Raw genomic sequence first — 23,647 nt, 5'->3', positions numbered from 1 at the left:
TGCCGGGTTCACCTCTTTTCGGGAACGTCGCCGCGCTCTAAGAGGCAGGCATGAAATATGATGCAATCATTCTGGGCGCTGGCGGCGCGGGGCTTCTGGCGGCGGCAACCGCCGGACAGGCAGGCGCGCGCGTGCTGTTGCTCGACCACGCGGACAAGGCAGGAAAGAAGATCCTGATTTCCGGCGGGGGGCGGTGCAATTTCACCAATACCGCCACCGAGCCGGAGTGCTATCTGTCGGAGAATCCGCATTTCGCCAAATCCGCGCTCAGCCGGTATACCCAATGGGATTTTCTCGCACTCGTCGAGCGGCATGGCATCGCGTGGCATGAGAAGACTTTGGGCCAACTTTTCTGTGACGGCTCCGCCCGGCAGATCGTCGCCATGCTCCTGGAGGAATGCCAGCGCGGTGCGGTCGAAATCCGGCTCTCCACACAGATCGGCGAGATCGGGCACAGCGATGGGCGCTTCACCGTCGCGGGGGCGAGTGCCCCGCGACTGGTCATCGCGACGGGCGGCCCCTCGATCCCCAAGATGGGCGCCTCTGGCATTGCTTATGACATTGCGCGCCGGTTCGGTCTTGAGATCGTGACCCCGCGTCCCGCGCTTGTACCTCTGACGCTTGGCCCGGACGATCAGGCGTTCAAGGATATTTCGGGCGTTTCCTGTCCCGTCACGGCGCAGACGGGGGCCACGTCGTTTCGGGAAGCGGCGCTGTTTACCCATCGCGGGCTTTCGGGGCCTTCGATCCTGCAGGTCTCCTCCTACTGGTCGCCGGGCGATACGGTGTCCCTCTCCTTGGTGGCTGATGCGCCGGAGAGGCTGCGCGAGGCGCGGCGGAGGATGCCCCGCTCCCATCTCAAGGCGGCGCTGGTGGAGCTTCTTCCCAACCGGCTCGCAGAGGTTCTGGCGGCGCGGATCGGTCTGGGGCAGGAGCTTGGGAATACCTCCGATGCCGAGCTTGACCGCGTGGCGGAAACCTTGATGCACCTGACCTTCCACCCCACGGGAACGGAGGGATATGCCAAGGCCGAAGTCACTGCGGGCGGAATTTCCACCAAGGATCTGTCCTCCCGCACGATGGAGGCGCGCGGCGTTCCGGGGCTTTATGCCATAGGGGAGGCCGTGGATGTGACCGGCTGGCTTGGGGGCTATAACTTCCAGTGGGCCTGGTCCTCGGGCGTTGCCGCGGGACAGGCGATCGCGGCACGCTTGGGATCGTGAAGAGGCCGGTTCGGCGTCAGTGACGCCCCATCCCCCTACGTCAGTATTTGAACTGATCGCTCGGGCGATGTAATTTGCTTTCCATGCCTGCCGACCGTCAGCTGCCATGGCCGTTGCGCAAGGCGCGTGTACACGAGGTTTTTGGCCCCGGTGCGCGTGCTTTTGCTGCCGTTTTCTCCGCCGCCGCGCGGGGCGATGTGCTGTGGCTGCGCGAATCCTGGCACGGCGAGATGATAAATCCCGGGGGCCTTTGCCGCTTTCTCGATGTTTCCCGCCTTCTGATGGGGCAGGTTCCGACGCAGGCGGACGGTCTTGCCGTCATGGAGGAGGCGCTCCGCGACGGGGTGATTCCCGCTGTGGTACTTGAATTGACGCGACCGCTGGATCCCAAACAGGGACGGCGCTTGCAACTGGCCGCCAAGACAGGAGAGACGACCGGCCTGTGTCTCATTCCCGAAGGCATGGGCAGCAATGCCGCCGAAACCCGCTGGCATGTCGCGCCGTTCTTTGATCCCCAAGCGGACTCGACTCCGATGCGATGGGAAATTACAAAGAACAAACAGGGAACACTTGGGGTTTGGAATGTTCGATGGGATGACCAGACGCATCGTTTGCATGTGGTTCCCCCGGCTGGCGACTGACCGGGTTCTGCGCGCACGTCCGGTTCTCGGCCCCTTTGCGCTGACCGAGCGACACAGCAATACCGATCGTATCCACTGCCTTAACGTTCAGGGGGAGGCAGAGGGGCTGCATCGGGGCATGAGCCTTGCCGATGCCCGTGCCTTCTGTCCCGATTTGCTGAGCGCCCCGGCCCGGCCTGATCACGACGCCCGGTTCTTGAGGATCCTTGGGCGCTGGGCCACGCGGTATTGCCCATGGGTGGGACCGGAGGGGCCTGACGGGCTGGTGCTTGATGTGACGGGCTCCACCCATCTGTGGGGCGGGGAGAGCGCCTTGCTTCAGGACATGCACATGCGTGCCGAGAGGGCGGGGCTGACGCTTTGCGTCGGGCTTGCGGGGACGCGGGGCGCGGCTTGGGCGCTGGCGCATCACGCCCAAGGCATCGCAGACCCGGGGGAAGAACAGGCGGCGCTGGCCGGGCTTCCGATCGCGGCCCTGCGGTTGGAGGCGCAAACGGTTGTGCGGCTTCAGCGGATGGGCCTGCGTACCATTGGCGATCTGGCGGGAACCGCACGTGCGCCCTTGGCGCGGCGTTTTGGTCAGGGCCTGCTGCTGCGCCTCGATCAGGCGATGGGCCAGCAACCCGAAGCGATTTCCCCAGAGGCCGATGCGCCGCATTATGCCGTGCGCCTCAGTTTTCCCGATCCGATCGGGCTGTCGGGCGATGTCATGGTGGGAACCGAGCGCCTTCTTGCCGCGCTTTGCGAAAAGCTCAAGGCGCGGGAAGCGGGGGCAAGGGTGCTGTCCCTGACGCTGCGCCGGGTCGATCAGGGTAGCCAACAGGTGGAGTTGCGTCTCGCTGCCGCGATGCGTGATCCGGCACGCATCCTGCCGCTCTTCGAGCGCGGGGTTGGGGATGTCGACGCGGGTTTCGGCATCGACCAGATGCGGCTGGAAGCTTCGGTGGTCGAGGATCTGCCGGTGCAGCAGGTGGGCGCGGTGCGCAAGGCCGACCCGGACCGGCTGAGCGACCTTATCACCCGCATCGGCACGCGGATCGGCCTTGAGAACGTCCAGAGGTTTCTTCCCGCCGACAGTCATATTCCCGAACGCAGTTTTCTCATCTCTCCGGCGGCCTTTGCAACACCCGGCGGGTCGTGGTCCGTGATGCGGCCCCGTCCGCTGAGCCTGTTTCCCCCGGAACCCATCGCCGCCACCGGCCCCCGCCCGCCCGCGCGGTTTCGCTGGCGGCGCATGTCGCTCTCGACGGGGCGTGCCACGGGGCCGGAGCGGATTACGCCCGAATGGTGGCTGGACGATCCGAACTGGCGCGCGGGGATGCGCGATTACTGGATCGTGGAAACGCGGGAGGGGCGCCGCCTGTGGCTTTATCATACGCCGCAGAACCCGGGATGGTTCGTGCAGGGAGAGTTCGCCTGATGGCCTATGCCGAGCTTTGCGTGACCTCGAATTTCACCTTTCTGACCGGCGCCTCGCACCCCGAGGAACTGGTATCCCGCGCCGCCGAACTGGGCCTTGCGGCCATCGCGATCACCGACCGCAATTCGCTGGCGGGCGTGGTACGGGCCTATTCGGCGCTCAAGACCCTGCGGGAAGAGACGCAGGCAATGATCCGCATCCGCTCGCAACATCAAACCGATCCCTGTTCACGGCAGGAAATCGGCAATCCCGAAGATATCGCCCGCCCCCCGGCCTGTCCCTTGCCCAAGTTGATCATCGGTTGCCGGCTCGTGCTCCGCGACAGCCCGGTCGACTGGCTCGCCCTGCCGCAGGATCGCGCCGCCTATAGTCGGCTCAGCCGCCTGCTCTCACAAGGCAAGCTCCGGGCGGAAAAGGGGAATTGCCATCTCGACCTGCAAGATCTGCTGGAGGGAGGGGCGGGCATGATCCTGATCGCCCTCCCCCGTTGCGCGTTGCGGGAGGCCGCCGTCCCCATCCAGCGGGTGCAGCGCCGCTTTCCCGGACAGGTCTTTCTCGGGGCCGCGCCGCGCTATGACGGCTCCGATCAGGCCTATCTGCGGGCCTGCGCCCATCTCGCCCAGCGGACATCAGCGCCGATGGTGGCGGTGGGTGACGTATTGATGCATCGGGCCTCGCGCCGCCAGATGGCCGATGTACTGACCTGCATGCGCGAGCATATCTCCATCGACGAGATCGGAACCCGCGCCCTGCCCAATGCCGAACGCCGGCTCAAGGGACATGCCGATATGGCGCGCGTCTTTCACGCCTATCCCGGAGCATTGCGCCGGACATTGGAAATCGCCGCCCGCTGTTCTTTCTGCCTGAGCGAACTCAGCTATGAATACCCTGACGAGGTGTCGGGGGGTGAGGCGCCGCAGGCGCGGCTGGAGCGGTTGGTGCAGGAGGGGCTGAAGCGGCGTTATCCGGATGGCGCGCCTGCGCGGACCTATGCGCTCATGGGCAAGGAGTTGGCCCTCGTGGAGGAACTGGGCTTTGCCGCCTATTTCCTCACTGTGCATGACATCGTGGCCGAGGCACGTTCACGCGGCATCCTCTGTCAGGGGCGAGGTTCCGCAGCCAATTCCATCCTGTGCTATCTGCTTGGGGTGACCGATGTGTCCCCCGACATGATCGGCATGGTCTTCGAGAGGTTCATTTCGCGTTATCGGGGGGAGCCACCGGATATTGACGTCGATTTCGAACATGAACGCCGCGAAGAAATCATCCAGTGGATCTATGCCCGCTACGGGAGAGAGCGTGCAGGGCTTTGCGCCACGGTCATTCATTTCCGTTCGCGGGCCGCGATCCGGGAGGTGGGTAAGGTCATGGGCCTGTCGCAGGATGTCACGGCCAGCCTCTCGGGACAGATCTGGGGCATGTCGGAGGGTGGTGCGGATCCGGACAGGGTGCGCGAACTCGGCCTTGATCCTTCTGACAGGCGGCTGGCGCAGACGCTGCGCCTCATCGGGGAGATCATCGGTTTCCCGCGTCACCTGAGTCAGCATGTGGGCGGCTTCGTCATGACCAAGGGCCGGCTTGATGAGCTTTGCCCCATCGAGAATGCCGCGATGGAGGATCGCACGATCATCGAATGGGACAAGGATGATATCGACGCGCTCGGCATACTGAAGGTCGATGTGCTCTCTCTGGGGATGCTGACCTGTATCCGCAAATCCTTCGATTTGCTGGCGCAACACGAGAAGATCACCCACACTCTCGATACCGTGCCCCAAGAGGATGCGCCGACCTATGACATGCTCTGCGTCGCTGATGCGGTGGGCGTGTTTCAGGTGGAGAGCCGGGCGCAGATGAACTTTCTGCCCCGAATGCGCCCACGCACCTTCTATGATCTGGTGATCGAGGTGGCCATTGTCCGCCCCGGACCGATTCAGGGCGGCATGGTTCAACCTTATATCCGCCGCCGTCAGGGAATGGAGAGGCCCGAACCTTTCGGCTCCGCTCTGGAGGAGGTGACCAAACGCACGCTGGGTGTGCCCCTGTTTCAGGAACAGGCGATGCAGATCGCGGTGGTTGGGGCGGGGTTCTCGGCAGAAGAGGCGGATCGCCTGCGCCGGTCTATCGCCTCCTTCCGCCGAATGGGCACAATCGGGGCGCACCGGGAGCGGTTCCTCGAGGGGATGGCGCGCAACGGATATACGCGCGACGTATCCGAACAGTGCTTTTCCCAGATCGAGGGGTTCGCCGATTACGGCTTCCCCGAGAGCCACGCGGCGGCCTTTGCCATGCTGACCTACGTTTCCTCATGGCTTAAATGCCATCACCCGGCGATCTTTGGCTGTGCGCTGCTCAACTCCCAGCCGATGGGGTTTTACGCCCCGGCCCAGATCGTACGCGACATGCGCGAACACGGGGTGGAGGTGCGCCCCATCTGCGTCAACCATAGCGCATGGGACAACCTGCTGGAACGGCGGGCTGATGGGGCGCTGGCGCTGCGGCTCGGGTTCCGCCAGATCAAGGGCTTCCGGGAAGAGGACGCAGGCTGGATCGCGGCGGCTCGCGGCAATGGCTATCCCGATCCGGAGAGCCTCTGGTTGCGGGCGGGGATCGGCCCGTCGGTCCTTGAGCGGCTTGCCGAGGCCGATGCTTTCGGGGCGATGGGCTTCACGCGGCGCGATGCTCTCTGGCAGGTCCGCGCAATCCGTGCGCCCGCGCCCTTGCCGCTTTTCGCCAACCCGTTGGATGGCGAAGGCCTCCGAGAGCCGGACGTCGTGTTGCCCCCCGCCCATCTGGGTGAGGAGGTGGTAGAGGATTACGTCTCCATGCGGCTCACGCTTCGGGCCCATCCGATGGAGTTGCTGCGCCCTGTGATCCCGGGCATCCTGCCCCATGAGACGCTTGCCGATGCACCGCTGGGGCGGACGTGCATCTGCGGTCTTGTTATCACGCGCCAGCGTCCGGGCACTTCCTCAGGGGTGATTTTCCTGACGTTGGAAGATGAGACGGGCGTGTCGAATGTGGTCGTTTGGCCCAAGGTGTATGAGCGTTTTCGCCGGACTGTGATGGGAGGGCGGCTCTTGCGGGTCACTGGCCAGATTCAGCGCGAAGGCATCGTCGTGCATGTGATTGCGGAACAGATCGAGGATCTTTCGCACTGCCTCTCCGAACTGGGTCACCCGATGGATGAGGCGGTGGGGATCACTCAGCCGCAAGCCGACGACGCGCCCCGGGCACCGCGCTACCCCGCGCGGGCCATGCACCCTCGGGATCAGGCCAAACGCCTCTTTCCGAGCCGGGATTTCCACTGAGGCTCAGATGGCAAGCGCAGGTCCGGCGGCGAAGAGGCCGGGATTGCAGTCAGTACCCCCCCCTTCGGCCCCGCTCGTCACTGCATCAGGCGCGCACATCCACGACCACGCGGCCCTTTACCTTGCCCTTGAGAATATCCGCTCCAAGCTGTGGCAAGTCGGCAAGCGTCGCCGGCTGCACCATCTTTTCGAGCTTCTCCATAGGCAGATCCCGCGCGATACGTTCCCATGCGCGCAAGCGAGCGTCGTAGGGTTGCATCACGCTGTCGATCCCAAGCAGATTCACGCCGCGCAGAATGAACGGGGTGATGAGCGCGCCCTCGATCGCCGCACCTCCTGCCAGTCCGATGGCCGCGACCGACCCGCCGTATTTGATCTGTTTGAGAACGCGCCCGAGCATCACGCCCGCAACGGCGTCCACGCACCCACCCCACATCTCCGCCTCAAGGGGCTTGCGGGTGGTCTCGCTGAGATCCGCGCGGGGAACGATCTGGGTCGCGCCGAGATCGCGCAAATAGTCTTCCTGTTCGGCACGCCCCGTCACGGCCGCCACCTCATGGCCGAGATGTGCGAGAATTGCAGTTGCGACCGACCCGACGCCGCCCGCCGCGCCGGTCACGAGGACGGGACCGTCCTTGATCCCGTGATCTTCGAGCGCCATGACCGCCAGCATCGCGGTAAAGCCCGCCGTGCCCACGGCCATCGCCTGACGGGTATCAAGGCCCTTGGGCAGCGGAACGAGCATATCCGCCTTGACCCGTGCCTTCTCCGCATAGCCGCCCCAGCGATTTTCGCCGACACGCCAGCCAGTCAGAACCACCTTGTCCCCGGGGCTGTAGCGCGCATCGTCTGAGCTTGTGACGGTCCCAGCGAAGTCTATTCCCGGGACATGGGGATAGGCCCGTACCAGCCCGCCCCCCGGCCCGATGCACAATCCGTCCTTGTAGTTGACGGTCGAATATTCGACGTCAACAGTGACGTCCCCTTCAGGCAAGCGATCCTCTTCGATCTCCTGAACGCTGGCGGTGGTCTGGCCCTCTTCGGACTTTTCGACAAGCACGGCTCTGAACATCTGAGTCTCCCTCTCCCTATGGCTCATCGCGGTCCGGGCGCGGACCGCAGTGATTTGCCCCGAGATATATCGATTATGAGGGACGCATTAAACCGATGCTTTACGATATCGCTCTCTGGCATACTTCCATACTACCATCCATATTCGTCATCTGATACAGAAGGCATCAGCAAGGAAAGGATCGGCAATGAAGCAAACTTGGCGCTGGTTCGGCCCCGCCGATCAGGTCTCCACGGATGATATCGCGCAGGCAGGCGCCACCGGTATCGTCACGGCGTTGCACCATGTTCCAACCGGAACGGAATGGCGGGCCGACGACATCGCACAGCGGCAGCGAGAGGTTGCGACCTTTCGCGATGGCACCCCCTCCGGCCTGACTTGGGACGTTGTGGAAAGCTTGCCCGTGTCGGAGGACATCAAGAAGCAAAAGGGCGAATGGCGCGCCCATCTGGAGGCGTGGCGCATGTCGCTTCACAACCTTGCCGATGCAGGGATCGAGACGGTCTGTTACAACTTCATGCCCGTTCTCGACTGGACCCGCACGGATCTGTCATGGCGTCGCCCGAACGGGGCCACTTGCATGCGGTTCGACCTGGTCGACTTTGCGGCCTTCGATTTGTTCATCCTGTCTCGCGACGGGGTCGAGGCCGATTACGAGCCTGATCTGCGCGAGGCCGCCCGCCGCCGGTATGAAGAGATGGACGAAACCGCGCGCGAACAGCTTTCAGGAAACGTTGTCTTCGGCTTGCCCGGCGCTGCGGAGAAGTTCTCGCTGGACGACGTGCGGCAACATCTTCACGAATACGACACGATCTCGGAGGACCGTCTCCGGGGCCATTTCATCGACTTTCTGACTGAGGTCGTCCCGACTGCCGAGTCCCTCGGACTCCGGCTGTGCTGTCACCCTGACGATCCGCCCTTTCCGCTGCTTGGTCTGCCGCGCATCATGTCGACCGAAACACACTGTCGGGCGATCCTTGATGCGGTCGATAGCCCCGCCAACGGCCTGACGCTGTGTTCAGGGTCTCTGGGCGTACGCTCCGACAATGACCTGCCGGGGATGATGAGACGGCTCGGGGATCGCGTTCACTTCCTGCACTTGCGAAATGTCAGGCGGGAAGGGCAGGGGATCCGGGGATCCTTCTTCGAGGATGAGCATCTGAGCGGTGATACAGATATGGTGGCGCTCGTGCGGGCCGTTCTGGCAGAGGAAACGCGCCGCCGCGCTTCGGGGCGATCGGATTGGGGAATCCCGTTCCGGCCAGATCACGGACAGAATATCCTCGACGATCATGATCGGAACGCGCAACCGGGCTATCCGGCCATCGGGCGTCTGAAAGGATTGGCAGAGTTGCGCGGGGTCATCGCCGCGCTGACAGCAGCGAACGGTTAGATCGCGGGCAGGTCTTCGAAAAATCGGCCGTCGACCATCCCGCCTTTTGCCCGCAGATCGACGTCGAGGAAGGTCAGGCTGGCCCGAAACCCCGGTGCGATGCGGCCCAGATGCTCCTGCTGGCGCATTGCGCGCGCGGGGGTTGAGGTTGCCATTGCGATCGCGGTTTCGGGTTCGACGCCGGTATGCGCCACCATGAAACGCACCGCATCGTCCATCCCTAGATGCGCCCCGGCAAGCCGCCCGTCCGGGCCGGTCAGTCGCCCGTCGGCGAGGGTGACTTGCGTGCCGAGCAGGTCGAATTCCGTTGAGGTTCCCGCATAGGTCCGCATCGTATCGGACACTAGAAACAGGCGCTGCGCCATCATCTTGGCCGCGAGTGTCAGGTTGAGAGGATGCACATGGTGACCATCGGCGATGATCCCGGCAAAGAGCATCGGATGTGTGAGCGCGCGGGACACAATGCCCGGAGCGCGGCCTTCGGGCGGGGGCATGGCGTTCCACAGATGGGTAACGCCGGAAAGCCCGTCGCGGGCGGCTGCGTCGAGCTCCTCTGCGGTCGCGGCGCTGTGGCCCGCGAAGACCACCACCCCGGCCTCTGAGAGCTGTCGGACCGCTTCCCTAGGTTGGGCCTCCGGGGCGAGGGTCAGCAAAAGCGGGAGGCGCGCGGAACGAATTGCCGCAATATCGTCCGGCTCTAGCGGGCGGATGGCATCCTGGGGATGGATGCCGGGTTTAAGGGGTGAGAGGAACGGGCCCTCAAGGTGCAAGCCCAGAATGCCGGGAATTTGGCGCGCAAGGGCCTCTTGCACGGCGGAGATCGCGCCGAGATAGGCGGAACCCGGAGCCGTGATGAATGTCGGCAGGATATGCGCCGCGCCACCTGATCGGGCCCCGGCCGCAATACGGGCGGCGGCTTCGGCCGTTGGAGTGTCGTTGAACTGAACATCCGCCGCGCCGTTGATTTGCAGATCAATGAACCCCGGAGCGACTACCTTTTCCCGTCGCGCTTCCGCGGGCAAGGGACTGGGCGCTTCGCCAACGGAGACAATGCGCCCATCCAGAACCTCGACCAAGCATTCTGATTGAGGGGGGGCGCCCGTTCCGTCGTAAAGGATTTCAGCATGGATCAGGTGGCGGGTCACGGAGGATCCTGTTGTGTCGGAGCGCCCAACTTCGGGCGGCTACACGCGGACCATAAATGCCCCGTGTCAAAGCGGCAATCCTATGGGCACCCGTTGCGAAGCCTTTGCGCAATATGCTCTGCACAAACAAAAAACCCCACTCGAAAACGAGTGGGGGATGATTGGCTGGCTGGCATTGCGCTGGCTTGCACAAGCAACATGACATGGATTCGCAGCGCTGCCAAGTCTTTTTGAATCATTCTAAACTTGACGAAATTGCTCGGAAATTTCGGGCCGGGTTCACACCGTCACAACGAGGGGACGCCCGCCGTGGACAAGTACGTCGAAGGGCGTATCGTAGAGGTCCCGAAGCACTTCGCCGGTCAGCACCTCTGCAACCAGCCCCTCCGCGGCGATCCGACCGTCTTTCATGGCGATGATCCGATCTGCCCAGCGTGCGGCCGCGTTTATATCATGCAGGACGACCACGACGCTGCGCTCATCCGCGGCATGGCTCAGATCATTGAGCCGCCGCATCAGGTCATGCGCATGGCGCGGGTCAAGCGCGTTGAGGGGTTCATCAAGCAAGAGCCACGGGGTCGCCTGCGCATAGGTCATGGCGACGAGGGCGCGTTGACGCTGACCACCGGAGAGTACTTCGAGGGGGCGTTCGCTCAGGTCTTCAAGTTCAAAGGCTCGCAAGGCCTGCTCGGTCGCTTCGGCATCTTCGGGGCGCGGACGCCCGCCATGATGGGGCCAGCGCCCGAACGCCACCATGTCGCGGACGGTCAGGCGCGGAACGACGGGCTGTGACTGCTGCAGAAACGCAAGGTGCCGCGCGCGTTCCCGATCGGGACAGGAGAACGGATCCGTGCCATCGATGCGCACCATCCCTGAGGTGGGGCGATCGAGTCCCGCAATGCAGTGAAGCAAGCTGGATTTTCCCGCACCATTCGGTCCGATAAGCGCGGTGATGCCTCCGGGCGGAATGCTCAGCGTCAGATCCTTCAGGATCTCTACAGCTCCTGCGTTTTTAGACAGGCCTTCGACCTTGATCATACGGACCTCCGTCTGAGCACGAGAAGCAGGAAAAGAAGCCCGCCGAAGAATTCGACCATGACGGCAAGCGCGGATTGGCGTGACAGCAGACGTTCGAACCCGAACTGCCCCGCGACGAGGATCAGCGCGCCCATGAGGCCCGCGGCAGGCAGAACGGCGGCATGGCGATGCGTGCCCGTGATTTCGCGCGCGAGGCTGGCTGCGAGCAGGCCCAGAAAGGTCATCGGCCCAACCAGCGCGGTCGCGACGGCCACGAGCACGGCGACAAGCGCCAGTGCCTGCAGCATCAGAAAATCGTAGCCGAGACCGAGCGAGCGAGCGCGATCCCGCCCGAGCGCTGCGACATCAAGAGCCGGGGCAAGACGTAACGCGGCAACGGTCGCGGCCCCAAGCAAGGCGCCGGCGATCCAGAGTTGATTGGTATCGACCGCGCCGAAGGTTGCGAAAAGCGCCTGCTGCACGACGGCGAATTCCGACGGCGCCATGACGCGTTGCATCATCTCGGCCAGGCCCCGCAGCATGACCCCGAGGATCACCCCGGTCAGGATCATGCGGGTCAGATCGCGCGCGTCGCGAAGCAGCAAGCCCCCGAACAGCAACAGGCCCGTTCCGACCAGCGCCCCTGTCTCGAAAAGGAACTTGGCCACGGAGGGAAGTGTCGCATAGCCGATGCCGCCAAGACTGAGGACAAGAGCGGTCTGGATGAACACGAACAGCGCGTCGAAACCGACGATGCCGGGGGTCAGCAGGCGGTTGCCCGCCACCGTCTGAAACAGGACGGTCGCGATGCCGGTTGCCGCACCAACGAGGATCAGGGAGGCAAGCTTGGTGCCGCGCAGCGACAGGATGAAGCCCATCGGCGCGCGAAGCTGCCAGAGCAGGAAGAGCGCCGACAGCGCAATCAGCGCGCCGACCAACCAGAGCACGCGCCGTTCAACCATGGGATCGCGCCGGAACGGAGTGAAGCAGCCAAAGGAAAATCGCCGCTCCGAAAACAGAGAAGACGGTGGCAGCGGGGATTTCATAGGGATAGCGGATCAGTCGTCCGGCGATGTCGGCCGCGAGCACCAACCCGCCCCCGCCCGCCGCGATGAAGGGCAGGTTGGCGCGAAGATTGTCGCCGCGCCAGCGGGAGATGAGGTTTGGAGCCACCAACCCGACGAAAGGCAAGGCGCCCACGGTGACCGTTACGAGCGACGCGATAAGCGACATGACGGCGAGCGCAAGCAGGCGGGTTTGGGTGTAGTTGAGGCCGAGGCTCCGGGCCTGAGTCTCCCCAAGACCGAGCAGGGTGAGCCGATCGGCAAGCGTATAGAGAAGCAGGCTGAGGGCCGCGATGATCCACAGAAGTTCATAGCGCCCCTGCACGATGCCGGAAAACTCACCAAGCCGCCAAGCCCCCAGAAGCTGCATCAGGTCGGCATTCCACGCGAGCCAGATCGCCATGGCGCTGAGGATGCCGCCATAGATCAATCCCACGATGGGCAACAGCAGCGGATCCTGCATGGGAACGCGCCGGGCCAACATCAGAAAGCCGCCCGTGCCCGCGAGGGCGGCGACAGCGGCGAGGGCGGCCTTCCACCCGATGGACATGCCCGGAGCGATCAGGGTTATGGCGATAAGGCCCAGCATAGCGGATTCAGTCGTCCCGGTCAGCGATGGCTCCACCAGCCTGTTTTGAACGGCCTGTTGTACCACGGTTCCCGCGACGGCGAGGCCCGCCCCAGCAAGAAGCGCGGCCGCAGTGCGAGGGAAGCGGCTCACCGCAAGGAGCCAGCCGGTGCCGAGATCACCGCCCCATAGCGACGCCGACCCGATGGCGAGGCTCGCCGTCGTCAACGCAATGAGCGCGGCCGCTATGAGAATTGCAGGTCGCAAGAGGTCAGCTATCGGTCCCGGAGAACGCGGTGATGATCTCATCGAGGGTGCCCGCCATGGACTGCATCCCGCCCCCGGCAATATAAATGGGGCCCGCGTCGAGATAGATGATTTGGCCTTTTTGCGCGGCCGTGGTTCCCGCAACCAAGGGATTATCCAGTGTTGCAGCGGCGGAGTCGCCCGATGCACCAATCGCCGCGCCCCGGTCCACCACGATCAGCCAATCGGGATTGGCCTGTGCGATGAACTCGAAGGAGATCGCTTCGCCATGGGTCTCGTCACTGACGTTCTCCACGGCCTGAGGCAGGTCCAGTGCCGTGTGGATCCATCCGAAACGACTCTCAATGCCATAGGCAGAGATCTTGCCGCTGTTGGTAAGGAGTATGAGTGCGTTTCCCTTGCCTGCGACGGCCGATTTGGCATCTTCGATCTTGGCTTCAAAGTCGGCCAGAAGTGCGTCTGCCTCCGCCTCGCGGGAGAAAATCGCGGCATAGGTCTCTGTCCGCGCACGTGCTTCGCCCAGCAGATCCTCGCCCCAAAGTGTCATGTCGATCGTGGGGGCCACGCGGGAGAGGGCATCCACCTGAGCGGAAGAGCGGCTTCCCGCAACGATAAGATCAGGCTGGAGCGCGGCGAGCGTTTCATAGTCGGGTTCAAACATCGTGCCCACGACCTCGGCTTCCTCTGCGACGTCAGCGAGATAGTCGAGGTAGATGGGGCTTGGTACGCCCACGATGGGCACGCCAAGCGCTTCCAGTGTGTCGATCGCGGCGGGGTCAAAGACGACGACCCTTTCCGGCCCGGCTTCGATCTCACGCGGGCCGGTGGCGGTTTCGAGCGTGAGGGTCTCGGCAACAGCAGAAACGGCGGGGGCAAGGGCCAATAGCAAAGCGGCCACGAAGCGGCTGGTCATGTCGAACTCCTTCGGAATGACGGCGCGTTGCTGGCGGCTGGCTGGCGGCGCGGATACGGGGCCTTGGATACGTCCTTGTCCCGAGATGCCGCAAGGCTTAAATTGACGCAAAGAGTCAGGAAAGCACGAGGCCCACCGATGGGGATGACCCAAACAACACTTCGGACCGAAATCGGCACGTTTGCCACCGAGCATGCCAGCAAATACCTTCAGCAGCTGTGCAAGCACTTCGCCCACAAGATCGACGTTGAGTATGACAGCCAGACGGGTCACGCCGCCTTGCCACCCGGCCCCGCGCGGCTGGACGCAGGTCAGGAAATGCTCCGCATAGAGATCACCGGGCCGGACGAAGCCGGGCTTTCCCGCGCGCGGCATATCATCGACGATCACCTCGTCCGCTTTGCCTTCCGCGAGGATTTCAAGGGCATGGACTGGCGCCCGCTCTAAAACTTCCGCGCCCCTTCCGCTCGTGCTAGGCTGCCCGCATTGGTTGAGGGATTTGGGGGGAGGGGCGCATGGCCACCAGAAAACAGGCGGTGCTTATCGTGCATGGCATGGGGGAACAGATCCCCATGCAGACCTTGCGCAGTTTCATTGATACGGTCTGGACCACCGACGATGCGCTTGTTCGGCGCGACCGTCCCGATAGCGAAACGGGCGAGAGCCCCCGCGCCAAGAATACCGTCTGGGCCAAGCCGGATGCGGCTTATGACAATTTCGAATTGCGCCGCGTCACTACGGAACGGACCGAAAACGGCTGGCGCGCGGACTTCTACGAATTCTACTGGGCGCATCTCATGCACGGCACAACGTGGCAGCATGTAACCTCATGGCTCAGGACGTTGCTCTGGCGAAATCCCCGAACGCGCGTGCCGCGCCCGGTTCTTGCGACATGGATCTCTCTTTGGGTCATCGTCCTGTTGGGGGTGTTCGCACTGCTGTGGACCTCCTTGCCCATGGTCAAGGAGGCGCTTCCATTGCCCGCATGGCTTGGCTGGGTTCTCCTTGGGGTGATCGCACTCTCGCCTATTCTTTTGCGCACGGTGATGATCGACCGCTTTGGGGATGTGGCGCGATATGTCATGGCCAAGCCCGCCAATGTCGCGCGCCGACAGGAGATACGCGCAAACGGGGTCGCGCTGCTCGAACGGTTGATTGAGTCGGACGAGTATGACCGTGTCATTGTCGCCGCGCATTCTTTGGGCACCATCGTCGCCTTGGATATCCTGAATCAAACCTTCGCCCGCACCAACAAACGCTTCAACAAGGACCGCATCGGACCGCAACCCGAGCGGGCAAAGCTCGAAGCCATGGTGCGCGTGGCATTGGGGCTGGAGGACGGCGAAGCCCCCGAGGATTTCACGGCCGCCTATCAAGAACAGCAGAAAAAGGCGCTTGCCGAGCTTTCTTCTCAAGGTAACCCGTGGAAGGTCACAGACTTCATCTCTATGGGGTCGCCGTTGACCCATGCGGAGTTTCTGATTGCGGCCGATCGCGACGACCTGCGCGAGCTACAGCGCCGCCGCGTCGTGCCCTGTTGCCCGCCCGCGCTCGAATACGATTCCCGCACCGGCAGTCGGCATTGGACATACCGATCCGGCGTGGTGCGCTCCGAAGGGGAGGAATTCGATCCGGTGGCGCCGCGATGTCCGCATCATGGCGCCGTGTTCGGATATACGCGCTGGACCAACCTCTATTCGCCGCAGTCGCGCATCGTGAAGGGCGATCTCATTTCTGGCCCCGTGGCGGAGCCTTTTGCGCTGGAGCGGGGGGAGAAGAGTGCCCGAGGTGCCCGAGACATTGCCGTTCTGCCCGAAGGGCTGGTGACCCACAATCACTACTGGAACGGGGAAAGAAGGATGAGCACGGACGCGCCGGACAAAACCCCCGAGCATGTTCGCATCCTGCGTGAAATCCTCGATCTCGATGCTCCGTGAAGCGCTTCCTCTGGTCCACGCAGGGTCTGGTCGCTAGGTAGAAGCCAAGGCATGTTTTCAGGAGCGCGGAATGCAACGCAAGACGGTTGGGAAATGGCGCCGGTTTCTACGCCCCTTCGCAGCGGGAGTCGCTCCCCAACTGCTCGGGTCTCTGGATGCGGCGGAGATGGCGGCGGTCGATCTTCGGACCGCGCCAAGGCTTCGGCAGCCGGAGCGGGTTGTGTTTGTCATTCCCGTTGTCGGACGGCGCCTGATCGAGGATTGGGCGGCCGTCGAAGCGCGGCTGCAAGCCACCGTGGCAGGTCTCCTCAGTCAGAGCGATTCCAGATGGGAAGCGCTGATCTGCTGTGAGGATATGCCCGATCTTCCGTGGTCCAGAACCCTCTTTCACCTGCCCTACGTGAAGGCGGATGAGAGCTTCGACAAATGGGACAAGCTTCGGCATCTGGTCAACGCTGCGACGGATCGCGGCCCCGAGGGGTATCTCATGCCGCTCGATGCGGACGATCTGCTGCATCCAGAGTTGGTCGCAACCCTGCTGCGAGACGCCAGCCCGAACGGGTATCTGATGCGCCGGGGTTATCTCTATGATGTTTCGGAGCGCCAGATCGCCATCGCCAATCCACGCAGCCTCATGGCCCCGAACCAGCGAGCTTTCTGGAAGCTCTGCGGCTCTTGCGCGGCGTTTCCGCTTCTGCCGGGCGATCCGAAATCAAAGAATTTTCTCAGCGGCGCGGTCAGTTACGAGCACCGGATGTTTGAATACCTCGCGCGTCTCGCTGGCCGCCCCCTGACCCCGGTCGACACTCCGCTCGTCTGCTACATGACGAACCATGGCAACAACTTCAGCAGGTTACGCGGACGAGGAGGATTCAAGGCGCGGCTCATCGCCAACCACGCAGAGACTGAGCCAAGCGTCCTAGAGGCGTTCCACGAGGCATTCCCCATGGCAGCAGGTCAAGCCGAACAGACAGATGCCTGAGCCGGGGTTTTCAGCGCGGGTGTAGACCTCACGCGGGGTCGTCGAGATCACCGTGAATGGCGAATTGCTCCAGCCCGGCCTCGGAAGGCTCAATCGCCCGAAAGCTTTCGCGCACACCTGTTTCGGTCAACTCCCGCGCGACGGTCAACAGCGTATTGGGCTGATGATCCTCACAAAGTTCGACCATATAGGCCAATTCTTCCTGTGCCACGGGCCGCGCCGCCTCTCGGTCCGGGGCGCCGTACATCTCCATGAAGTGGAGGGTCAGAAGCTCTTCGAGCCGCGCATATTCAGCGGCCTCGATCTGGGTCACGGCGACGAAAGTCACGCGGCCCCATGTCTCCATTCCAAGCCAACTGTTGGAAAATGCCTGCCGTGCCTTGCCGACAAGGTCCGCCTCTCCCCAGTTGGAAAACTCAAAACCCCCGGTGATGCACCATTCCCCGGTGCGGGCCGGCGAATGAAAGACGCGCTGGTCGCTTTCATCGAAGTGGATCGCCCGTGCGAGCTTCATGTCATCGTCTCCAACCTAGTGCTCAGCGGGATGAGATGCGTTGTCTCCGCATCCCGAAGTAGCAGTCCAAATCTTTCGTCCACCCCCAGAAAGGTGCCCGAACGCCCATCGATGGACATATCCTCACCCATACCGTGGGCCAGTCCCCGCCACTCCGCGTGGATCGGCTTTGCGCCCGCTTCCTCCCACCGGGAAATCCAGAGCAGCAGATGCCGAACCCAACTTTCCAGTAGGGCGATTGCGTCCACATCGGCACAGCCTTCGGCATAAAGCGCTGTTTGATCCGGCGTATCGCCCGTGCGGTCGAGATCCTCGGGCCAAAGCGGCAGGTCCAGTCCGACAACCAGCCATTCCGGTTGCGCGTCTGGATCGCCTGTTCCCGCCGCGATCCGCAGATCACCGCAACGCGCCCCGTTGACCCGGATGCCGCCCGTCCATTCGAGATGAACCGCGACCTCCGGCGGGGCAAGTGCGCCCAGCGCGTTCTGAAAGGCGACCCCCGAGAGCGGGAGCATCGCCACGGCCTCTTCGAGCGGAACCTCGGGCGCAAGCACGACTGCGGCAGACATCCGGTCCGCCGCGAGACGATGCACCACGAGCCCCGCGTCGCAGCCCATCGCGCCCTTGGCGCAGGCCTTGGCGAAGGGGTCGATGCCCGGCTCCACGGCGAGGCCCTGGAACAACGGTGGGAACTGCGGTGCGGCGTCGATCATGTAACGCCCATCTCCATCAGTTTGCGTGCGATCTCCCGGAACGACTGCGCTTGCGGGCTTTCAGGCTTGGCCACAACGATGGGTGCGCCGCCGTCGGCCGCGGTCCGGATGTCGAGGTGCAGCGGGATTTCCCCGAGCAGTGGCGCCCCGATCTTTTCCGCTTCGCGCGCTACGCCACCATGACCGAAGATATGCTCTTCATGACCACAGTTGGAGCAGATGTGGGTGCTCATGTTCTCGATCATGCCCAAGATGGGTGTCTTGAGCTGGTTGAACATGTCGATCCCTTTGCGGGCGTCGATCAGCGCGACGTCCTGCGGGGTCGAGACAACAACCACGCCGTCGATATGTGCCTTTTGCGCCAGCGTCATGCCGACATCGCCGGTGCCGGGCGGCAGATCCACGATGAGCACGTCGAGCGCGCCCCATTGAACCTGCATCAGCATCTGCTGGAGCGCGCCGATGAGCATCGGACCGCGCCAGACAACCGCCTGACCTTCGTTGACCATGAGGCCAAGCGACATCATGGTCACGCCATGGTTCCTGAGCGGCATGATGGTCTTGCCGTCCGGGCTTGCCGGGCGGCCCGATACGCCGAGCATCCGTGGCTGTGAAGGCCCGTAGACATCTGCGTCGAGCAGGCCGACCCGCTTGCCTTCGGCGGCGAGCGCGCAGGCGAGGTTTGCCGAGACGGTCGATTTGCCCACGCCACCCTTGCCGGATGCGACCGCAATAATGTGTTCGATCCCGGCGATCTTTTGCGGGCCGGTAGGCTCAGCTTTCTTCTTGGGCTTCAGGTCAGGGGGGGCATTTTGCGTGCTATGCGCGGTCATCACGACCGAGACGGCCCCCACGCCCGCCAACGCTTTTACCTTTGCCTCGGCCTCGGCGCGTACCGGCTCCATCTGTTCGGCGCGCTTGGGATCAATTTCAAGAACGAAGCGAACGGCACCGCTCTCTTCGACGGCGAGTGCCCGCACCATTCCGGTGCTCACAATATCGGAGCCGCTCACCGGATCTGTGATCCCCTTGAGCGCGCCCAGTACATCTTCGCGTGTCAATGCCACGTCAGCCCTGTCCTTTGATCGTGCCGGTCACGGTGTGTTCGAGATCAAGCCCGTCGATGGTCAGCACGACCTTCGCCTCAAAGCTTTGCCCTTCGGTGTTACCCTTGGCGCGAATGGCTTCCTCGATCTGCTGCTGGGACGTAACCCCGACCTGCTTGAGGAATTTACGCATCGACATGTTGAAATCGTCGCTCATCCTGATCTCCCTTCCTTTGGCCCCATGGGGCGGGCGGCGGATCGCCGCGTGTTTCGTGGTGCAATATGAGTATTTCCCGCCCGCTTATCAAACGGGTCCGGATCAGTGGTCCCGGCGGCGTGAGAAATAGTCATCCGAGGTGCGGGGACGTGGCCGTTCGCCGCCCGCAAACGGATTGTCCGTGGCGCGGAACTGTGCCCGGACCCGGCAATCGTCGCACATCTGGATCGTCTTTGCCGCGTCGGACGTGGCAAACATCGAATGCTTGCCGGCCAGTCGTTCGGTGATCCGTTCGATTGTGGACTTCACACCAAAGAGCGCGCCGCATTCGATGCAGGCGAACGGCTCTTCCTCGTTCAACACGCGTTGCGAGAGAGCTTCGTCGGTGAGGTCCATACGCGGTTGCAGCGTGATAGCATCCTCCGGACAGGCATTCTCACAAAGACCGCACTGGAGGCAGGCGTCTTCCTGAAACAGGAGTTGAGGTTTGTCGGGATTGTCCCCAAGCGCCCCGGACGGGCAGAGCGAGACGCAGGACAGGCAAAGCGTGCAGGCATCCTGGTCGACTAGCACCGCGCCATAGGGGGCATTCTCCGGCAGGTCGATCTTGCTGTCTTCGGGGCGTAGCGTCCTTGCGGCCAGACGCGCGATCTGGCGGCGGGTTCCCAAGGGAAGCATCGGCGTGTCGACCGCCCCGGGAACTTCACTCGCAAAGAGGATTTCGGAAAGCGCGTCAGGATCCGTCAGGTCCAGCAGCCGAAGCTTGCCCGGCCCGGCGATCGCTTCGGCAAGTGCAAGTTCTCTGTCCGGTGCGTCGCGTTCGGTGCGCGGGTTCAATAGAACGTCGACCGAGGCAAAGCCGCATCCGAGCGCCCCGAGCATTTCGGCGTGTCCAAACCCGGCAAGAGCCTCGATTTCCAGTGGGATCACATCCGCAGGCAGGCCCCGCCCAAAGCGTGCGGCAAGGCGGATCATCTCCAGTCCATGCGCCTCATCGACGATCAGAAGCCGGGGAGCTTTGCCGCCCGCGCCGCGGTAGGCCTCGCTCATGACCTGCATCCGGCGGAAGGTTTCCGAAACGGGGGGCGCGTCATAACTGATCGCGCCGGAGGGGCAGACGGCGGAGCAGGACCCGCAGCCTGCGCAGATCATCGGATCGACGGCCACATGTTCGCCCGCCGAGGTGATCGCGCCGGTGGGGCAGATGTCGAGGCAATTGGAACAGGCCGGCTGGTTCGCGCGGGAGTGGGCGCAAAGGTGTGGCTCCAGTTTTACGTAGAGCGGTTTCTCGAAGGTGCCGACAAGTTGTACCGCTTCGAGCGCGACGTCCATCACCGCTCTGGGGCTGTGCGGATCGGCGCGCAAATACCCCTCCCGCTTTTGCGGGGCGGAAACCATGGGGGCGTCGCGACTCAGGTCGATGAGAATATCGCAGGCGGATTTTCCACCGTCTTTCGGCTCGGTGAGGCCGAAGGGACCGCGTCCGCCGGGGATCAACTCGCGGAGCGCATCGATGGTGAGTGAGAAGCCGCCCAGTGCCCCCTCGACCCGGCGCAGTCGCCCGACCACGACATCGAATCCGCGGTCCAGCGGCAGGCTCTCTGGGTCGGAAAGCAAAACCGTCACGTTGAGTTGTCCCGCGATCTGGCGCGCCAGCGAAAGTGCCGCCTCGTCCTCTCCGAAGATAAGGCAAAGCCCTTCGGATGCGATATCTAGCGACTTTACCTGAGGCGATGGCAGCTTGGCTTCTGCGACGAGCGCGGACATTTTGGGAAGTTTCGCGGCCATATCTGCGGACCAACCTGCCCGATCCCGCAGGTCGAGAAAGGCTGGATGCTCTAGTCCGAGGTCATCGGCGAGTTCTTCGAATCGGCGGCGCTCCTGCTGACAGCAGATCACGGCGTCTTCGTTTTGCATTGCCTCTGCCGCTACGCCCATCTGACCCATGCAAAGGTTGTCATGAACCTTCGAACAGGGCAGGCCGGTTGCCGTCTCTAGCGCCTCTGCATCGAGCGTCTGAGTGCCGAGACAGTTGCACAAAATCAATTGCTTGGACATGGCGTTCCCTTTGTGGCGGCTGAACCGTCGCCAAGATGGCGATGCGTCGGTCCAAGCTGCAAGCTAGTCCTGTTGGCGCGCCGCTGCAAATAGCTTCGCCAAGGCGCGATTCTGGTCGCGGCGAACCTGAAGATTCGCCCGATTCGCTGACCAAGTTGCCCCGAGTTGACCCCCAGCCGCCAGAACCAAACTGCGATACGGTCAAATCGTCCGGCGGGCGGACCAAGGTCACGCGTGGGCGGTCATTTTGTCCAAGGTGTCGGCCATGGGCGAAATTCCGCTTTGAACGGAGGCGTTTCTATACCACGGTATGCAAAAGGGCGCGGTACAGCGCATCGGGAGGGAAATGACCGAAACAGTCGGTATATATCAGGCCATGCGTCTGGGTGTTGTCGTCAGGCGCGCCCCGGGTGTGACCCGGTGGGCGAAGTGGGCGTGGCAGGCTGTTGCGGTACTCCCCGGGGCGGCGTCCGCCGACTGGAAGGTCATGCGTGAGCAGGATGGCGTCACTGAGTTTCATGCCGCGACCCGCGACCTCGAACTGTTTCGGGGCGATACCGAAGCGTATCTTGAAAACCTACGCACCGGCGCGCCGTCGGTTTACATCATCCTGCGTGAAACAGGCGGCCCCGAGCCGCTGGAGGTTCTGTTGGTGACCGCGTCCCCCTATGAGGCGCAGGATTACACCGACAGTGGCGAGGAACTTGTCGAGAAGGTGCCTATGCCCTCCGCCCTTATTGCGTGGGTGGAGCGGTTCGTGGCGGAACACCACACTCATGAGGCGTTCAAGAAGCGCCGTCGTGATGTGAAGGATATTTCCGCACAAGAGGACGGCATCGGTGATCCGCGTATCGCACAATCCACCGATGTATACCGCTCTCCCTCTTCGCTGAAGCAAGGTCGCAAGGAGCGTGTGAATTGAGCGTCCGTGGCGATTTCTGGTCCCGCCGCAAGGCGCGTGTCGAGGCCGAGGAAGCCGAAGTCCGCGAGCAGGAGCGTGAACTTGCGCGGATCAAACGCGATGAGGAGCTGGCCGAGCGTACGGATGAGGAGTTGTTGGCGGAGCTTGATCTGCCAGATCCCGATGCGGTGGCCACCAAGGATGAATTGCAGCGTTTCATGACGGAAACGGTTCCCGAGCGCCTGCGTCGGCGGGCTCTTCGTGCGCTGTGGCGATCGAATCCGGTTCTCGCCAACGTTGATGGTCTTGTGGAGTATGGCGAGGATTATACGGACAGCGCGACCGTGATCGAAAACCTCCAGACGGCGTATGAAGTCGGCAAGGGCATGGCCTCTCAATTCCGGGAAATGTTCGCAGAGCCCGACTCCAAAGCTGAGCCGGAGGAGGATGATCTGGCGGAAGATGTGGCTGACGCCTCTTCCGAAGCCTCCGATCCAAACCCTGAAAACGCAAGCATCGCGCTTGCCGCCTCCGACGAGACGGAAGAGCCTGCGCCGCTCGACCTGCCGCGTCGATCCATGCGTTTCACATTCGAAGACACCTGACAGGAGCCTAAATGAGCCAGCATGCCGCGAGCCAGACAGTGTCGGAGGAGGACCGCCTCAGGGCGGATCTGTATAATTTCCTTGGATTGCTTCTCTCCGGGCCGCCAGATCAGACGGTGTTGCAGCAATGTGCCGGTTTGTCGGGCGATGAAACGCCTTTGGGCGAAGCCATCGGCGGACTTTCCCGAGTCGCCAAGGTCACCAAGCCCCGCGCGGTGCGCAGCGAATTCAATGCGCTCTTCATCGGTCTCGGACGCGGTGAGCTTTTGCCGTATGCGAGTTACTACCTGACGGGGTTTCTCAATGAGAAACCGCTCGCCGCCCTGCGCCGCGATATGGCGGCCAAGGGGATCACCCGCGCCCAGAACGTCTATGAGCCCGAGGACAACATCGCTTCTCTGGTGGAGATGATGGCCGGGCTGATCGTGGGGCGTTTCGGTTCCCCTGCGTCAATTGGCGAACAGAAACAATTCTTTAACAAACATGTCTCTCCTTGGGCGGGACATTTCTTTTCGGATCTGGAGGCCGCCAAGAACTCGGTCCTCTATGCGGCGGTAGGCCAGGTTGGCCGTGTCTTCATGGAGATCGAGTCCGAGGGGTTTCGACTGACCGCGGAGTGATCCGCACATCGGCGGGCGTGCCC

General features: G+C 63.1%; 22 protein-coding genes. 11 read left to right on the top strand and 11 right to left on the bottom strand.

Features of this window, described 5'->3' with window-relative positions; genetic code table 11:
- Positions 1-50 precede the first annotated feature (50 nt).
- From BM234_RS08420 to BM234_RS08405, 4 genes are all read left to right on the top strand, one after another.
- Positions 51-1,223 carry a BaiN/RdsA family NAD(P)/FAD-dependent oxidoreductase gene (locus tag BM234_RS08420; protein ID WP_092063097.1) on the top strand — a complete coding sequence of 391 codons (1,173 nt, stop codon included), beginning with the start codon at positions 51-53 and terminating at the stop codon, positions 1,221-1,223.
- A gap of 83 nt (positions 1,224-1,306) precedes the next feature.
- Complete coding sequence (locus BM234_RS08415; RefSeq protein ID WP_092063334.1) at positions 1,307-1,864, top strand: ImuA family protein; 558 nt, start codon at positions 1,307-1,309, stop codon at positions 1,862-1,864.
- The gene (locus tag BM234_RS08410; protein ID WP_092063094.1) at positions 1,806-3,284 is read left to right on the top strand and encodes a Y-family DNA polymerase; all 1,479 of its coding nucleotides are present in this window, start codon (positions 1,806-1,808) and stop codon (positions 3,282-3,284) included. The genes BM234_RS08415 and BM234_RS08410 overlap by 59 nt, the downstream gene beginning before the upstream one ends.
- Positions 3,284-6,592 (top strand): error-prone DNA polymerase, encoded by a 3,309-nt coding sequence (locus BM234_RS08405; protein WP_092063091.1) that lies wholly within the window; start codon positions 3,284-3,286, stop codon positions 6,590-6,592. The genes BM234_RS08410 and BM234_RS08405 overlap by 1 nt, the downstream gene beginning before the upstream one ends.
- Before the next feature lie 85 nt (positions 6,593-6,677).
- Here the strand turns inward: BM234_RS08405 and BM234_RS08400 are convergent, their stop codons facing one another.
- A complete protein-coding gene (locus tag BM234_RS08400) occupies positions 6,678-7,664 on the bottom strand; it encodes an MDR family oxidoreductase (RefSeq protein ID WP_092063088.1) in 987 nt (328 codons plus the stop codon).
- 187 nt (positions 7,665-7,851) lie between these two features.
- Between BM234_RS08400 and uxuA the strand changes: the two genes are divergently transcribed.
- A complete protein-coding gene (gene uxuA / locus BM234_RS08395; protein WP_092063086.1) occupies positions 7,852-9,057 on the top strand; it encodes a mannonate dehydratase in 1,206 nt (401 codons plus the stop codon).
- Here the strand turns inward: uxuA and nagA are convergent.
- From nagA to BM234_RS08370, 5 genes are all read right to left on the bottom strand, one after another.
- Positions 9,054-10,202, bottom strand: a complete 1,149-nt coding sequence (nagA, locus tag BM234_RS08390) for an N-acetylglucosamine-6-phosphate deacetylase (RefSeq protein ID WP_092063083.1) — start codon at positions 10,200-10,202, stop codon at positions 9,054-9,056. The two genes, uxuA and nagA, sit on opposite strands and share 4 nt — an antisense overlap.
- A gap of 279 nt (positions 10,203-10,481) precedes the next feature.
- On the bottom strand, positions 10,482-11,240 hold the full coding sequence (locus BM234_RS08385; protein ID WP_092063079.1) for an iron ABC transporter ATP-binding protein: 759 nt from the start codon (positions 11,238-11,240) through the stop codon (positions 10,482-10,484).
- Positions 11,237-12,181 carry an iron chelate uptake ABC transporter family permease subunit gene (locus BM234_RS08380; protein WP_092063076.1) on the bottom strand — a complete coding sequence of 315 codons (945 nt, stop codon included), beginning with the start codon at positions 12,179-12,181 and terminating at the stop codon, positions 11,237-11,239. The genes BM234_RS08385 and BM234_RS08380 overlap by 4 nt, the downstream gene beginning before the upstream one ends.
- Positions 12,174-13,160: an iron chelate uptake ABC transporter family permease subunit gene (locus tag BM234_RS08375; RefSeq protein ID WP_092063073.1), complete on the bottom strand. Its 987-nt coding sequence runs from the start codon at positions 13,158-13,160 to the stop codon at positions 12,174-12,176. Before BM234_RS08375 ends, BM234_RS08380 begins: the two co-directional genes overlap by 8 nt.
- Positions 13,123-14,031 carry a siderophore ABC transporter substrate-binding protein gene (locus BM234_RS08370; RefSeq protein ID WP_092063070.1) on the bottom strand — a complete coding sequence of 303 codons (909 nt, stop codon included), beginning with the start codon at positions 14,029-14,031 and terminating at the stop codon, positions 13,123-13,125. Before BM234_RS08370 ends, BM234_RS08375 begins: the two co-directional genes overlap by 38 nt.
- Positions 14,032-14,175: 144 nt before the next feature.
- Between BM234_RS08370 and BM234_RS08365 the strand changes: the two genes are divergently transcribed.
- The 3 genes from BM234_RS08365 (at position 14,176) to BM234_RS08355 (ending at position 16,950) form a co-directional block, all read left to right on the top strand.
- Entirely contained in the window at positions 14,176-14,478 is a 303-nt protein-coding gene (locus BM234_RS08365; RefSeq protein WP_092063331.1) for a DUF2218 domain-containing protein, read from the top strand.
- A 68-nt stretch (positions 14,479-14,546) separates the two neighbouring features.
- Positions 14,547-15,968, top strand: a complete 1,422-nt coding sequence (locus BM234_RS08360) for a hypothetical protein (RefSeq protein WP_092063067.1) — start codon at positions 14,547-14,549, stop codon at positions 15,966-15,968.
- Between the two features lie 70 nt (positions 15,969-16,038).
- The gene (locus BM234_RS08355; protein WP_092063064.1) at positions 16,039-16,950 is read left to right on the top strand and encodes a glycosyltransferase family A protein; all 912 of its coding nucleotides are present in this window, start codon (positions 16,039-16,041) and stop codon (positions 16,948-16,950) included.
- A 28-nt stretch (positions 16,951-16,978) separates the two neighbouring features.
- Here BM234_RS08355 and BM234_RS08350 read toward each other — a convergent pair whose 3' ends face one another.
- The 5 genes from BM234_RS08350 to BM234_RS08330 all read right to left on the bottom strand — a co-directional run bounded on the left by BM234_RS08350 (position 16,979) and on the right by BM234_RS08330 (position 21,498).
- Positions 16,979-17,464, bottom strand: a complete 486-nt coding sequence (locus BM234_RS08350) for a DUF6505 family protein (protein ID WP_092063061.1) — start codon at positions 17,462-17,464, stop codon at positions 16,979-16,981.
- Complete coding sequence (locus BM234_RS08345) at positions 17,461-18,177, bottom strand: biotin/lipoate--protein ligase family protein (protein WP_092063058.1); 717 nt, start codon at positions 18,175-18,177, stop codon at positions 17,461-17,463. Before BM234_RS08345 ends, BM234_RS08350 begins: the two co-directional genes overlap by 4 nt.
- Entirely contained in the window at positions 18,174-19,244 is a 1,071-nt protein-coding gene (locus BM234_RS08340) for an Mrp/NBP35 family ATP-binding protein (RefSeq protein ID WP_092063055.1), read from the bottom strand. Before BM234_RS08340 ends, BM234_RS08345 begins: the two co-directional genes overlap by 4 nt.
- Before the next feature lies 1 nt (position 19,245).
- The gene (locus BM234_RS08335; protein WP_092063052.1) at positions 19,246-19,440 is read right to left on the bottom strand and encodes a DUF6494 family protein; all 195 of its coding nucleotides are present in this window, start codon (positions 19,438-19,440) and stop codon (positions 19,246-19,248) included.
- Positions 19,441-19,542: 102 nt separating this feature from the next.
- On the bottom strand, positions 19,543-21,498 hold the full coding sequence (locus BM234_RS08330; RefSeq protein ID WP_092063049.1) for a 4Fe-4S binding protein: 1,956 nt from the start codon (positions 21,496-21,498) through the stop codon (positions 19,543-19,545).
- A gap of 346 nt (positions 21,499-21,844) precedes the next feature.
- Here BM234_RS08330 and BM234_RS08325 point away from each other — a divergent pair, with 346 nt between their 5' ends.
- Genes BM234_RS08325 through BM234_RS08315 form a run of 3 tightly spaced genes read left to right on the top strand, consistent with a single transcriptional unit; the run spans position 21,845 to position 23,624 of the window.
- A complete protein-coding gene (locus BM234_RS08325) occupies positions 21,845-22,420 on the top strand; it encodes a DUF3305 domain-containing protein (protein WP_245752549.1) in 576 nt (191 codons plus the stop codon).
- On the top strand, positions 22,417-23,004 hold the full coding sequence (locus BM234_RS08320; protein WP_092063045.1) for a DUF3306 domain-containing protein: 588 nt from the start codon (positions 22,417-22,419) through the stop codon (positions 23,002-23,004). The genes BM234_RS08325 and BM234_RS08320 overlap by 4 nt, the downstream gene beginning before the upstream one ends.
- Before the next feature lie 11 nt (positions 23,005-23,015).
- Positions 23,016-23,624 (top strand): TorD/DmsD family molecular chaperone, encoded by a 609-nt coding sequence (locus BM234_RS08315; protein WP_092063042.1) that lies wholly within the window; start codon positions 23,016-23,018, stop codon positions 23,622-23,624.
- Positions 23,625-23,647: the final 23 nt, after the last annotated feature.

This window comes from Poseidonocella pacifica (assembly GCF_900111875.1).
Lineage (GTDB): Bacteria > Pseudomonadota > Alphaproteobacteria > Rhodobacterales > Rhodobacteraceae > Poseidonocella > Poseidonocella pacifica.
This window is presented reverse-complemented; position numbering and strand designations above follow the sequence as displayed.

Bases quoted from the DNA above. Each gene is read 5' to 3' on its own strand.
- BM234_RS08365 (WP_092063331.1), top strand. From the start codon at position 14,176: ATGACCCAAACAACACTTCGGACCGAAATCGGCACGTTTGCCACCGAG.
- BM234_RS08380 (WP_092063076.1), bottom strand. From the start codon at position 12,181: ATGGTTGAACGGCGCGTGCTCTGGTTGGTCGGCGCGCTGATTGCGCTG.
- BM234_RS08330 (WP_092063049.1), bottom strand. From the start codon at position 21,498: ATGTCCAAGCAATTGATTTTGTGCAACTGTCTCGGCACTCAGACGCTC.
- BM234_RS08345 (WP_092063058.1), bottom strand. From the start codon at position 18,177: ATGATCGACGCCGCACCGCAGTTCCCACCGTTGTTCCAGGGCCTCGCC.
- BM234_RS08385 (WP_092063079.1), bottom strand. From the start codon at position 11,240: ATGATCAAGGTCGAAGGCCTGTCTAAAAACGCAGGAGCTGTAGAGATC.
- BM234_RS08370 (WP_092063070.1), bottom strand. From the start codon at position 14,031: ATGACCAGCCGCTTCGTGGCCGCTTTGCTATTGGCCCTTGCCCCCGCC.
- BM234_RS08410 (WP_092063094.1), top strand. From the start codon at position 1,806: ATGTTCGATGGGATGACCAGACGCATCGTTTGCATGTGGTTCCCCCGG.
- BM234_RS08420 (WP_092063097.1), top strand. From the start codon at position 51: ATGAAATATGATGCAATCATTCTGGGCGCTGGCGGCGCGGGGCTTCTG.
- BM234_RS08325 (WP_245752549.1), top strand. From the start codon at position 21,845: ATGACCGAAACAGTCGGTATATATCAGGCCATGCGTCTGGGTGTTGTC.
- BM234_RS08415 (WP_092063334.1), top strand. From the start codon at position 1,307: ATGCCTGCCGACCGTCAGCTGCCATGGCCGTTGCGCAAGGCGCGTGTA.
- BM234_RS08350 (WP_092063061.1), bottom strand. From the start codon at position 17,464: ATGAAGCTCGCACGGGCGATCCACTTCGATGAAAGCGACCAGCGCGTC.
- uxuA (WP_092063086.1), top strand. From the start codon at position 7,852: ATGAAGCAAACTTGGCGCTGGTTCGGCCCCGCCGATCAGGTCTCCACG.
- BM234_RS08360 (WP_092063067.1), top strand. From the start codon at position 14,547: ATGGCCACCAGAAAACAGGCGGTGCTTATCGTGCATGGCATGGGGGAA.
- BM234_RS08355 (WP_092063064.1), top strand. From the start codon at position 16,039: ATGCAACGCAAGACGGTTGGGAAATGGCGCCGGTTTCTACGCCCCTTC.
- BM234_RS08405 (WP_092063091.1), top strand. From the start codon at position 3,284: ATGGCCTATGCCGAGCTTTGCGTGACCTCGAATTTCACCTTTCTGACC.
- BM234_RS08375 (WP_092063073.1), bottom strand. From the start codon at position 13,160: ATGAGATCATCACCGCGTTCTCCGGGACCGATAGCTGACCTCTTGCGA.
- BM234_RS08315 (WP_092063042.1), top strand. From the start codon at position 23,016: ATGAGCCAGCATGCCGCGAGCCAGACAGTGTCGGAGGAGGACCGCCTC.
- BM234_RS08400 (WP_092063088.1), bottom strand. From the start codon at position 7,664: ATGTTCAGAGCCGTGCTTGTCGAAAAGTCCGAAGAGGGCCAGACCACC.
- BM234_RS08335 (WP_092063052.1), bottom strand. From the start codon at position 19,440: ATGAGCGACGATTTCAACATGTCGATGCGTAAATTCCTCAAGCAGGTC.